Here is an 11,871-nt window from a genome sequence, read left to right on the forward strand (position 1 = left end):
ACAGGCGGGTCATACCGCGCGGGGGTTCGAATCCCTCTTCCTCCTCCATTTTTTAACAACACACACGCATAAATTTGAGATTGAATTCGTTGCTTTTGTAACGAATTTTTCTTAGCCATACATGTTCAGAATATTAAGAAGTTGACTTTTTATGGGTCAGCTTCTTTTTTATTTTATGAATTGACTCATAATAATATCCTCCACATACTCACACGGTCCAAGCTTTCCATGTTTAATCTTCCTTTCCTCACACTACCACCAGTTCGAATTCTCCCCTTTTACTAAATATCCTCCTTTGTAACAAAAAAGCTTCCGCAATACATGCGGAAGCTTTCATTATTTACGTAAGGTGATTGTTTGTGTTTGTTCCATAAAATGCCCAATTCTTTCAAGAATTAGCTCGACATCTTCAGGATTTTCTACGATATCATAATCATTAATGTTAAGGCGAAGCACCGGGCAACCATTAAATCCATCAATCCACTTTTCATAACGACCATGCATTTCTTCCCAATAAGCGATTGGCGTCTGCTGCTCCATCGGACGGCCTCTTTCATGAATACGATCGATTACACTGTCCAATGAACCTTCTAAATAAATTAAAAGGTTCGGATGCGGGAAATACGGTGTCATCACCATTGCCTCGAATAGGCTTGTATATGTCTCATGATCGATCGGATCCATCGTTCCCTTTTCCTTGTGCATTTGCGCAAAAATACCTGTATCCTCATAGATAGAACGGTCCTGGATAAACCCTCCACCATATTCGAACATTCTCTTTTGTTCCTTAAATCTCTCTGCTAAGAAGTAAATCTGTAAATGAAAGCTCCATTTAGAGAAATCCTCGTAAAAACGGTCAAGATATGGGTTAGTATCTACTTTTTCAAACGAAGTCTTAAAATGTAATGCGTCAGCAAGCATTTTTGTCATAGTAGATTTCCCAACACCTACAGTTCCTGCAATAGTAATGACAGCATTGGCTGGGATGCCATACTTTTCTCTTAAGTTCATGTTATTTACTCCTTTTAAGTAGTGTAGCACTTACTTTTTCTAAAATTATATTTAAATCCTGGCTGTTCTGTACAAAGTCCATTTCATCACCGTTGAAACGAATAACAGGTACGTCTGGGTGCTTTGCTTCAAAGTCATTTATAAACATTCTATAGTCCGATGAAAGTTGCTCTAGATAGCTTGTACTAATTTTCTTTTCGAACTCTCTCCCACGTAAATCAATACGATTTTCTAGCACGTCTATACTTGCATCTAAATAAATTACCATGTTCGGGATTGGCATATCCTTCGTTAAAATATGATAAATGGACTCGTATTTCTCATACTCGACCTCATTTAGAGAGCGTTTTGCAAAAATAAGATTTTTAAAAATATGATAATCCGCAACAACTGCTGTGTCGTTGGATAAGTATTTTTTTTCAATATCACTTAATTGCTTATAGCGATTACAAAGAAAGAACATTTCAGTTTGAAAGCTCCACTCTGCTATATCTTCATAGAATTTATTTAAAAAGGGGTTTTCGTCTACGATCTCTTTTAACAATTCAAATTGATATGTATTAGCAATTGCTTTGGCCAATGAGGTTTTACCAACACCTATTGGACCCTCTACCGTTATAAATGGAATAGACATATCTCTAACCTCACTCTAAAGTTTCAAGTCGTATCCTCTATTTTAGCATAGGGATATGACGAAAAATAGAGGATATTTGTCTTTCCAGAGAAAGACAAATACCCCCTATTTTTTCTTAATACGAAACATGTCATTTAAAAGATACCAATTCTGTGGAAAATTGAAGCCACTATGCCAGTAGGAGATTCCTAAAAGGTTCAGTTCCTTTAAAAGATTGAACTTAGCCTGAATAGAACGAGCATCCTCGAACCACACTTCATGCTCTTTTCCGTCCCTCCAGTAATTAAAAAAAGGTGCCTGGGCAACTTCATCATATTCTATCGCGGCATTTCGATCGATTGCCAGTTGAACTGCTGCTTGGGCACTAATTGCTCTTGCAAAAGGATTGCCTACTTTGTAAGGTAATGTCCAATCATAGCCGTACAGGTTTTGACCCATCATAACCTTTTGTGAAGGTATTTCACTTATGGCATACTCTAAAACTTTTCTTACCGGACCTATTGGAGACACAGCCATCGGGGGTCCTCCACTATAGCCCCATTCATATGTCATAATGACGACGAAGTCTAGCACCTCACCTAGAGCCTTATAGTCGTGTCCTTCATACCACTTACCAGGCTGGTTAGCACTTGTTTTTGGAGCTAGGCTAGCAGAAAAAATGAAGCTAGGAGCAAAAGCCCGAAACTCTTTTAAGAAAGTTACGTATGCTTCCCGATCATTTGGATCTATATATTCAAAATCAGTATGAATATGATTCGTTCCTCTTCTATTAGCCTCAGCAACTGTCTCTTCAAATACTCTTTGCTTCACTTCCTCATTCGTAAAAATGGTATGAGCTAATGTGTCGCTAAAAGCACCTTCTTCAATATTGACTATTATAACAACTTCTTCCACGTTATTTGCCGCAGCAACTTCTGGCAACCTTCCCCAATCCATTTTAGTCAATGACCCATCTCTTTTAACTTCAAAAGCAAATGGCATCATGTAGGTTAATAGAGAGGCTACATTTTCTACTTGGCTAATAACTGTTTCAGATGGAGCCTCGGTATACCATTCCACATATAAATTGGTTTCAATCATTGGCCGATTTGGACTTGGAGTAGAGGGTAAGACTAATGATTGTCCAACGACCAATACATCCTGGTTCGGCAAGCCATTGATCGAAGCAATAGTAGCCGCACTAGTACCATTCTGTCTTGCAATAGAATATAAGCTATCACCTAACTTAACTGTATAAATCATCGCATCACTCCTTCAAATCAGAATATGCACGTTATCTACAAAACATGCTAAAATACGCGTAAGGAGTTGACTCCAAATGGATCAATATTATATGAATTTAGCAATTGAGGAAGCAAAAAAGGCTGCTGCCATAGGTGAGGTTCCGATCGGAGCAATTATCGTACATAAAAATGAGGTAATTGCGAGTGCCTACAATCTACGAGAAACAACCCAAAATGCAACGACACATGCAGAACTTCTGGCTATTCAAGAGGCATGTGCCAAAATTGGTAGCTGGAGACTCGAAGAAACAACCCTTTATGTAACTTTAGAGCCTTGCCCTATGTGTGCTGGAGCAATATTACAGTCACGTATCCCTCGAGTGGTATATGGTGCAAGAGACATGAAGGCAGGGTGTGTAGATTCTCTGTATTCGCTTTTAAATGACACTCGATTCAACCATGTCTGTGAGGTAACAGAAGGGGTTCTTGCGGAAACCTGTGGTAATTTACTAACGACTTTCTTTCGAGAGCTACGACTAAAGAAAAAGAACCAAAAACGCTTAGAACTCTAGGCGTTTTTGGTTCTTACTTTTATATCATTAAAAGTATCTTATAACGGATCATTTGCCTGTCGGGGCAGACATAGGCGCTTTCGCTTTTCTTTATGGCTAGCTTCTGCACCTTGCCCCTCGGGGTCAAATGAATAAAAGTTCCGGTGGCTGAAGAGCTGCCTCCTCACTTTTCCCCATTTGCCTGTCGGGGCAGACATAGGCGCTTTCGCTTTTCTTTATTTAATAATTGTTTTTCCGCCCATATATGGTTGTAGGACCTCTGGGATTTTAACTGAACCGTCTGGTTGCTGATAATTTTCTAGGATGGCAGCTACTGTGCGTCCGATTGCTAGTCCACTACCGTTTAATGTGTGTACAAACTCAGGCTTAGCACCCGGTTCTCTTCTAAAACGGATTCCAGCACGACGAGCTTGGAAGTCCTCGAAGTTACTGCATGAAGAAATTTCTTTATATTCGCCATAGCTTGGTAACCATACTTCAATATCATACTTCTTCGCTGCAGTGAATCCAAGATCTGCTGTGCACATACGTAGCACACGATATGGAAGTCCTAAAAGCTGAAGAACCTTTTCTGCATGTCCTGTTAGAAGGTCCAATTGCTCGTAAGAATCCTCTGGTTTAACAAAACGTACCAGCTCAACTTTATTAAATTGATGCTGACGGATTAGTCCGCGTGTATCTCTACCTGCAGAACCAGCCTCTGAACGGAAACAAGCACTAAAAGCAGTAAAGGCTTGTGGAAGATCAGCTCCATCTAAAATTTCATCCCGGTAGAAGTTAGTTACTGGCACCTCAGCCGTTGGGATTAAGAAATAATCCTCCTCGTTAACTAAGAAAGCATCCTCTTCAAACTTTGGAAGCTGTCCAGTACCTGTTAGGCTCATACGGTTTGCCATATATGGTGGTAGCATTTCTTCATAGCCATGCTCTTCTGAATGAAGGTCCATCATGAAATTCCATAGCGCGCGCTCTAATCTTGCCCCTAAACCACGGTAAAAAGCAAAACGGCTTCCAGTTACTTTTGCAGCTCGTTCAAAGTCCACAATTTTTAAATCTGTGGCGATATCCCAATGAGCCTTTGTATCAAAGTTAAACGCAGGGACCTCTCCCCATTTACGAATTTCAACATTATCATCCTCAGAATCGCCAATTGGAACGTCATCATGTGGAATATTTGGAATGCGCATCATCATATATTCAAATTTTTCTTCTACCTGGCGTAGTTCTTCATCTAATGCTTTAATCTCATCGCCTACTTCACGCATGCGAGCGATTACATCATCAGCATTCTCTTTATTTCGTTTCATTTGTGAGATTTTTTGAGAAACCTCGTTTCTTTCTGCCTTTAGTACTTCTGTTTTTGCTATTAATTCTCTACGCTTTTGGTCTAAAGGAAGAAATTGATCGAACTCGGAGATATCTTCTCCACGCTTCGCAAGTTTAGCTTTCACTTCTTCATAATTATCACGTACAAATTTTACATCTAACATATGATTTCCTCCTCTTGATATTTTTGGCCTATTAACCAGATTTAAATTCATAAAAAACGACAAAAAAGCCCCCATCCCTTATAAAAGGGACGAGAGCTACCCGCGTTGCCACCCTGATTGATCTGACATCTCAGATCCACTTGTCTAATAACGGCTTTTCAACCGGCCACAGCTTACCTATTTTTCAGCTGCGCAACTCAAAGGACGGATTCACAAGCGCTTTTATCAGCTCCCACCAGCCGCTGACTCTCTAAAAAAAACTTACTTGCTACTACTTCCTATCATCGTTTTTTAAATCATGAAATTAACCATACTTTACTATAGGTTGACCGGTTTGGCAAGCGATTCCTGAACCATTTGTATAAAATAGGCAGTTATACGATGATCATTTGTTAATTCGGGATGAAAGGAGCATCCCAATATATGATTCTGTCTTGCCATTACGATGCGTTCTTCGTGGGTAGCAAGAATATCTACACTTTTATCTACTTCCACAATATGTGGAGCCCTTATAAAAATAGCAGGAAAATCTGCTGCTATCCCTTGAATATCTAAATTAGTTTCAAAGCTATCCACCTGACGACCGAAGGAATTTCTTGCGACAGTTGCTTGTAGCACACCAATATGATGTGTATCCTGACCTTGAATTTGCTTTGCTAATAATATAAGACCAGCACAAGTACCAAACATAGGCTTGCCTGACTCTGCAAACTGCTTTAAACAACCTAGTAAATCAAACCGGTCTATAAGCTTGCGCATTGCGGTACTTTCTCCACCAGGTAGGATTAAACCATCTATTTCTTTCAAGTCCTCTTTTGTTTTAACCTTTACTGCCTTTGCCCCGCATTCCTCCACTGAACGGATATGTTCCGTAACGGCACCTTGGAGAGCAAGCACTCCTATTTTCACCATTTTACCACCCTCGATCTTGCATACGCTCAGCAGTGGATAAACGAGAAATTTCTATTCCCTTCATAGGGATTCCTAAATCCTTTGAAATCTCCACTAATAATTTATAATCTTGATAATGAGTAGTTGCCTCTACAATAGCGCGAGCAAATTTCTCTGGATTATCGGATTTAAATATACCTGAACCGACAAATACTCCGTCTGCTCCTAACTCCATCATTAGTGCAGCATCTGCTGGAGTTGCAACTCCTCCTGCTGCGAAATTTACTACTGGCAATTTTCCTTTGTGCTTAATTTGCAATAAAATTTCATACGGTGCTCCAAGAATTTTTGCCTCTGTCATTAATTCATCCTCATCCATATGCACAATCTTTCTCACTTGGGCATTTACCTTACGCAAATGACGAACTGCTTCTACAATATTCCCTGTCCCAGGCTCTCCTTTTGTGCGAAGCATGGATGCACCTTCTCCTATGCGTCGAGCAGCCTCTCCTAAGTCCTTACATCCACAAACAAAAGGAACAGTAAACTCACTTTTTCGAAGGTGATACTCCTCATCCGCTGGAGTCAGTACTTCTGATTCATCAATATAATCCACACCCATTGCTTCTAGCATTCTGGCTTCCGTGATGTGTCCGATACGCGCTTTAGCCATGACTGGAATCGTTACAGCACTCATTACCTCTTCCATTATGCGAGGATCGGCCATACGAGCCACTCCTCCCGCAGCACGAATATCAGAAGGCACACGTTCTAATGCCATAACTGCCACGGCTCCTGCTGCCTCTGCAATACGAGCCTGCTCCGCATTAATAACATCCATTATAACTCCACCCTTTTGCATCTCAGCCATACCTCTTTTTACTAACTCTGTTCCTGTCATATGTAAATTCATCCTATATACCTCCTAATTGTTATAAAATTTAGTATAATGGTAATTGACCATATGAAAAGTGCCAGAAACAATAAAATGAACGTGGTCAGATTGGATGATACAATGGATTTTCTCATGCTCCCTTTAGAAAAAAACACAAATCTACCATTATATGAACAATTATATAAATTTTTAAAAAATGCCATTGTGCAAGGTCATATTAAGGAAGGAGAAAAGCTTCCATCTAAAAGAAAACTAGCTGAATACCTTGATCTAAGTCAAACAACGATCGAGCTTTCGTATAGTCAGCTTGTCGCAGAAGGATATATTAATTCGGAGCCAAGAAAAGGGTATTTTGTCCAAAACATAGAAGAGCTAGCTCTGATTGAAAAGGAAGATACTCCTATTGGAAAAGAAGAGAAAGCTACTTCCTTCCATATAGACTTCTCACCGGGAAAGATAGATGAAGATTCTTTTCCTTTTACTCTTTGGAGAAAATACGCAAAAGAATTAGCCCATGAAGACCATAAAGATCTATTGCAGCTAGGACATCCTCAGGGAGACTATATACTAAGACAACAAATATCGTCCTATCTTTATCAATCCCGTGGTGTAAAAAGCAGACCAGAGCAAATTATTTTAGGATCAGGTACAGAACAACTCATGCCACTTCTCGTTCGTCTTCTTGGTGACAAAGCCGTTTATGGTTACGAAAATCCTGGGTATCCATTATCCCATCATCTTTTTTTAGAGAATGAGGAAAAGTCTGTTGCTGTTCCAGTAGACGAGGAAGGGTTAGTGGTGGAGGAGCTGGAGAAAACTAATACAACGGTTATGTATGTTACACCATCTCATCAATTTCCAACTGGTTCTGTTATGTCAGCCTCACGCAGAAGTCAACTGCTAGCATGGGCTTATCAGGAAGAGAAACGATATATTATTGAAGATGATTATGACAGTGAGTTTAGATATACAGGAAAACCAATACCTTCTTTACAAGGTATGGATCAAAACGACCGTGTAATTTATTTAAGCACATTTTCGAAGTCTCTCATGCCCTCCTTAAGGATTGCCTACGCTATCCTTCCAAACACGCTTATAAAGCAATATAAGGACAAATACTATTATTATTCTGCTACTGTACCACGCATGGATCAGCATATACTTGCGAAATTTATGGAGGACGGTCACTTTGCAAAGCACTTAAATAAAATGCGTAAAATTTATAAAAGAAAGCTGGAAATAGTCACGAAGACACTTTCAGAGTACGAGCCTATTGTTAATCTTTCAGGGGAACAGGCAGGAATGCATCTTCTATTAACCATCCAGACAGATAGGAAGGAAGAGGAGCTTGTTTCTCTTGCCCAACAAGCTAACATTCAAATCTATGGTTTGCATAAGTATATAACCTCTCCCATTGACGAAACTGTTCCAAGGTTAGTTTTAGGTTTTGGTGGATTAGATTTTACGAATCTTTCGTCCTCCATACATGAACTTATGCGGGCAATCAAAATAGAGAAATCATAATATCCCTTGCAAGCAAAAAGCACTGAAACTCATATAGAGTTTCAGTGCTTTTTATAGAAGATGTACAACCTTATCTGCAATGCCTAAGTGTTAAAATAAGCCGCCAACAAAATCAGTTGTACTATCCCATAATCCGCTAAAGAATTTACCGATGCCTTGTAGCATTAAACTGAACCAACCTGCTTTTTCTACAGCTTCTGTTGTTACTACATCAACACTTCCTTGATCGCCAGTAATGTACCCATAGTCAGTACCTTCAGATTTTTCAAGATGGACTTTTCCTACTACTGTATCCTTCTTGACTTCTGCTTCTAGCTTGTCTTCTAATGGAGTGAAAACAGGCTTGTACAGATCTTTATCACTGGATTTGATCAGCATAGAGATAGGTTCTTTCACTGCAATTGCAACCGTATCTTCTTTTCCTTTATTTACTTTTAAATTTTTATGGCCAGGAATTTTATATCCTTCTGGTATTAGCTCTACTTTAGTAAACTGGGCAAAACCAAAATCAAATAACGCTCTAGTTGCGTCAAATCTAGCTTCATAACTTCCTTTTCCGTTAGCATCTACTGCTTTCATGACTACAGCGATTACTCTCATACCGTTTCTTTCAGCAGTTCCGGTAAAGGAATGTCCTGCAAAATCTGTTGTTCCTGTTTTCAAACCATCTACGCCTTCATACTCGTAAACTAGTCCTGGTAGCATCCAGTTCCAGTTACTCATTTTGATAGCATCCGATGTGCCCTCGCGAAAAATTTTATGAGGAATCTTTGTTGTCTCTAACACTTCTGGATAGTCTTTCATCAGAAGATAAGCTAATTTTGCCACCGAGCTAGCAGGCATGACATTTTCATCTGTTTCTCCTGTGCTTGCCGGATGCATCCCTTGTAAATCTGCGTTGTTTAAGCCTGTTGAATTTACAAATTTATAGTTTTCTAAGCCCATTTCTGCAGCTTTTTCATTCATTAACTTCACAAAGTTTTCTTCAGTTCCAGCAATTGTTTCAGCTATTGCAATAGTTGCTGCATTGGCTGAATAGATTGCCATTGCTTCGTATAATTCACGAATTGAATAAGTACCATCCTCGCGTAGAGGCACGTTACTTAGACGACGATCTTGAGAAATTTTATATGTATATTCATTTACTGAATATTGTTGTTCCCATGAAATTTTACCTTCTTCTATTGCTTCAAAAAGAAGATATTCGGTCATCATTTTTGTCATACTTGCAATTCCTAAAGCTGCATCTGCATTTTGCTCATAAAGAATTTTTCCAGAATCAGCATCTACTAAGATCGCTGCATCAACATTTAAATTTAAACTTTCCTCTGCTTTTGTGTTAGTTGGCATTCCACCTACTAAAGACACAAGCAACATCGGAAGTACTAGCCACTTTACCATTGTTGTTTTCCAATATTTCTTCACTACTGTACCTCCACTTTTTCTATTATCAATGCTCATTTTATCATACTTTTTGAACTAGGTGCATAACACTTTAAAAAAGCACCCATTCGGCCTATATATAGACGTGTAATGGGTGCGAAAGTTTCTACTTATTTTAAGAGATAGAGTAGTTTGGTGCTTCTTTTGTTATTTGTACATCATGTGGGTGACTTTCTCGTAGACCGGCACCAGTCATGCGAATAAATTGTGCATTTTCTCGTAGGTCTTCTAAAGTGCCTGTACCACAATACCCCATACCTGCTCGAACTCCACCAAGAAGCTGATGAATTGTATCAGAAAGTGGACCTTTGTATGGTAGACGTCCTTCAATACCTTCTGGAACTAATTTCTTTGCATCCTCTTGGAAATAGCGATCCTTAGATCCTTTTTCCATAGCAGCAATAGAACCCATTCCTCGGTATACTTTAAAACGTCTTCCTTGGAAGATTTCAGTTTCTCCTGGGCTTTCGGTAGTTCCAGCCAGTAGACTACCTAACATAACTACATGTCCTCCGGCAGCCAAAGCCTTTACAATATCGCCAGAGAATTTAATACCACCATCAGCAATAATCGTTTTACCTGCCTTGCGAGCTTCAGAAGCACAATCATAAATAGCAGTAATTTGTGGTACACCAACACCTGCTACTACACGAGTAGTACAAATAGATCCTGGACCGATACCAACTTTCACTACATCTGCTCCAGCTTCGTATAAAGCCTTAGTAGCAGCACCAGTTGCGACATTTCCAGCAATAATATCTAAATCTGGATAGGTTGCTCTTATTTCCTTCACTACATCTATTACGCCCTTAGAATGCCCATGAGCTGTATCGATAACAATTACATCTACCTGTGCAGCTACTAACTTTTGCACGCGAATCATTGTATCACTTGTAACACCTACTGCAGCTCCAACTAACAAACGGCCGTGTTGATCCTTAGCAGCGTTAGGAAACTCAATTACTTTTTCAATATCTTTAATAGTAATTAAACCTTTTAAGATTCCGTTATCATCTACAATTGGTAATTTTTCTATTTTGTATTGTTGAAGAATTTTTTCAGCTTGTTCTAATGTAGTACCAACTGCAGCAGTCACTAACTGTTCTTTAGTCATCACTTCATTAATTGGTAAAGAATAGTCTTGAATGAATCGTAGGTCACGATTCGTAATTATTCCGACTAGCTTTAGTTCTTCTTCATTATTTACTATAGGAACGCCAGAGATGCGGTATTTCCCCATTAAATGCTCTGCATCATAAACTTGATGAGTCGGTGTTAGATAAAAAGGATCTGTGATAACGCCATTCTCTGAACGTTTAACTGTTTCCACTTGTTCTGCTTGTTCCTCAATGCTCATGTTTTTATGAATAATTCCTAATCCACCTTGGCGTGCCATAGCAATAGCCATTTTTGCCTCTGTAACAGTATCCATACCAGCACTGATCACCGGAATATTTAATTTGATTTTTGATGTTAAGTGTACTGATAAATTAATATCCTTTGGTAAAACTTCTGATTGAGCTGGAACTAATAAAACATCGTCAAATGTTAAACCTTCTTTTTGAAATTTCGATTCCCACATTACGCTGACTTCCTCCTCTATAATTAAATATTATTACAAGGTTATCAGCGGGCACATAGACTGTCAAGAATCGATAAATAATATATATATTCCGACTTTTCTTTCAATTATTTTATTACTTTGTCTATTAAAAGATTAAAAACTATTAAGTTGAAACTAGGTTTGAGTCCATAATTCCTATTTTAATAGATAAATGTATAAACGCTCTCTAAGAGTATTATCAATATTTATATGCGTTTAATAAGTCCGCTCTGGCAGACACTTCCTGTGGAGTGAGCATTAGCCTGCGCAGGTGTGATGTATATCTGTCTCGCTATCCCTACTTGTGTCACTGCCTGTTACTACAGATTTTACTGGTAGATTACTATATATCAATAATTTTTACCTATGTAATATTCTTATGAAAATTTATTTAAAACTAGAAAATTGCAAAGAGATTCAAAGCTATTCTCACATACGTGGATAGGGAGAGTGATAGCTTTCGGCTTTTTTTTTTCATTTTAAACAAAACAAAAAGCCGCCACCGATTACTCGGTGACGACTTTCTTTGGTGCCCAGCGACGTCCTACTCTTGCAGGGGCGACCCTCCAACTACCATCGGCGGCT

The 11,871-nt window shown here is 39.0% G+C and carries 10 protein-coding genes and 1 other annotated feature; of the genes, 2 read left to right on the forward strand and 8 right to left on the reverse strand.

The genetic code is table 11. The features are described 5' to 3' along the window. Window positions 1–336: 336 nt before the first annotated feature. The 3 genes from Q0371_RS06210 to Q0371_RS06220 all read right to left on the reverse strand — a co-directional run bounded on the left by Q0371_RS06210 (window position 337) and on the right by Q0371_RS06220 (window position 2,887). Complete coding sequence (locus Q0371_RS06210) at window positions 337–1,011, reverse strand: deoxynucleoside kinase (protein WP_169361350.1); 675 nt, start codon at window positions 1,009–1,011, stop codon at window positions 337–339. A 1-nt stretch (window position 1,012) separates the two neighbouring features. Beyond that, complete coding sequence (locus Q0371_RS06215) at window positions 1,013–1,645, reverse strand: deoxynucleoside kinase (RefSeq protein ID WP_169361351.1); 633 nt, start codon at window positions 1,643–1,645, stop codon at window positions 1,013–1,015. A 105-nt stretch (window positions 1,646–1,750) separates the two neighbouring features. After that, window positions 1,751–2,887 (reverse strand): glycosyl hydrolase family 18 protein, encoded by a 1,137-nt coding sequence (locus tag Q0371_RS06220; RefSeq protein WP_169361352.1) that lies wholly within the window; start codon window positions 2,885–2,887, stop codon window positions 1,751–1,753. Between the two features lie 76 nt (window positions 2,888–2,963). Between Q0371_RS06220 and tadA the strand changes: the two genes are divergently transcribed. Further along, complete coding sequence (gene tadA / locus Q0371_RS06225) at window positions 2,964–3,440, forward strand: tRNA adenosine(34) deaminase TadA (RefSeq protein WP_169361353.1); 477 nt, start codon at window positions 2,964–2,966, stop codon at window positions 3,438–3,440. Between the two features lie 215 nt (window positions 3,441–3,655). Here the strand turns inward: tadA and serS are convergent, their stop codons facing one another. From serS to pdxS, 3 genes are all read right to left on the reverse strand, one after another. After that, window positions 3,656–4,930: a serine--tRNA ligase gene (gene serS / locus Q0371_RS06230; RefSeq protein ID WP_169361354.1), complete on the reverse strand. Its 1,275-nt coding sequence runs from the start codon at window positions 4,928–4,930 to the stop codon at window positions 3,656–3,658. A gap of 82 nt (window positions 4,931–5,012) precedes the next feature. Beyond that, window positions 5,013–5,224 (reverse strand) — a binding site (T-box leader). 24 nt (window positions 5,225–5,248) lie between these two features. Continuing rightward, on the reverse strand, window positions 5,249–5,842 hold the full coding sequence (gene pdxT, locus Q0371_RS06235; RefSeq protein ID WP_169361355.1) for a pyridoxal 5'-phosphate synthase glutaminase subunit PdxT: 594 nt from the start codon (window positions 5,840–5,842) through the stop codon (window positions 5,249–5,251). A 1-nt stretch (window position 5,843) separates the two neighbouring features. Continuing rightward, window positions 5,844–6,734 carry a pyridoxal 5'-phosphate synthase lyase subunit PdxS gene (gene pdxS, locus Q0371_RS06240; RefSeq protein ID WP_169361356.1) on the reverse strand — a complete coding sequence of 297 codons (891 nt, stop codon included), beginning with the start codon at window positions 6,732–6,734 and terminating at the stop codon, window positions 5,844–5,846. Window positions 6,735–6,785: 51 nt separating this feature from the next. Between pdxS and Q0371_RS06245 the strand changes: the two genes are divergently transcribed. Continuing rightward, window positions 6,786–8,240: a PLP-dependent aminotransferase family protein gene (locus tag Q0371_RS06245; RefSeq protein WP_342567334.1), complete on the forward strand. Its 1,455-nt coding sequence runs from the start codon at window positions 6,786–6,788 to the stop codon at window positions 8,238–8,240. A 90-nt stretch (window positions 8,241–8,330) separates the two neighbouring features. Here the strand turns inward: Q0371_RS06245 and Q0371_RS06250 are convergent, their stop codons facing one another. Together Q0371_RS06250 and guaB are read right to left on the reverse strand one after the other, a co-directional pair. Next, window positions 8,331–9,701, reverse strand: a complete 1,371-nt coding sequence (locus tag Q0371_RS06250; RefSeq protein WP_251557227.1) for a serine hydrolase — start codon at window positions 9,699–9,701, stop codon at window positions 8,331–8,333. A gap of 97 nt (window positions 9,702–9,798) precedes the next feature. Then, window positions 9,799–11,265 carry an IMP dehydrogenase gene (gene guaB, locus Q0371_RS06255; RefSeq protein WP_169361358.1) on the reverse strand — a complete coding sequence of 489 codons (1,467 nt, stop codon included), beginning with the start codon at window positions 11,263–11,265 and terminating at the stop codon, window positions 9,799–9,801. Window positions 11,266–11,871 lie beyond the last annotated feature (606 nt).

Origin of the sequence: uncultured Psychrobacillus sp., from assembly GCF_938022135.1 — a bacterium.
In the GTDB taxonomy this organism is placed as follows: domain Bacteria; phylum Bacillota; class Bacilli; order Bacillales_A; family Planococcaceae; genus Psychrobacillus.

Excerpts from the sequence above, each read along its gene's own strand:
- serS (WP_169361354.1), bottom strand. The coding sequence starts at position 4,930 with ATGTTAGATGTAAAATTTGTACGTGATAATTATGAAGAAGTGAAAGCT.
- pdxS (WP_169361356.1), bottom strand. The coding sequence starts at position 6,734 with ATGAATTTACATATGACAGGAACAGAGTTAGTAAAAAGAGGTATGGCT.
- Q0371_RS06210 (WP_169361350.1), bottom strand. The coding sequence starts at position 1,011 with ATGAACTTAAGAGAAAAGTATGGCATCCCAGCCAATGCTGTCATTACT.
- pdxT (WP_169361355.1), bottom strand. The coding sequence starts at position 5,842 with ATGGTGAAAATAGGAGTGCTTGCTCTCCAAGGTGCCGTTACGGAACAT.
- guaB (WP_169361358.1), bottom strand. The coding sequence starts at position 11,265 with ATGTGGGAATCGAAATTTCAAAAAGAAGGTTTAACATTTGACGATGTT.
- Q0371_RS06220 (WP_169361352.1), bottom strand. The coding sequence starts at position 2,887 with ATGATTTATACAGTTAAGTTAGGTGATAGCTTATATTCTATTGCAAGA.
- Q0371_RS06215 (WP_169361351.1), bottom strand. The coding sequence starts at position 1,645 with ATGTCTATTCCATTTATAACGGTAGAGGGTCCAATAGGTGTTGGTAAA.
- Q0371_RS06245 (WP_342567334.1), top strand. The coding sequence starts at position 6,786 with ATGAAAAGTGCCAGAAACAATAAAATGAACGTGGTCAGATTGGATGAT.
- Q0371_RS06250 (WP_251557227.1), bottom strand. The coding sequence starts at position 9,701 with ATGAGCATTGATAATAGAAAAAGTGGAGGTACAGTAGTGAAGAAATAT.
- tadA (WP_169361353.1), top strand. The coding sequence starts at position 2,964 with ATGGATCAATATTATATGAATTTAGCAATTGAGGAAGCAAAAAAGGCT.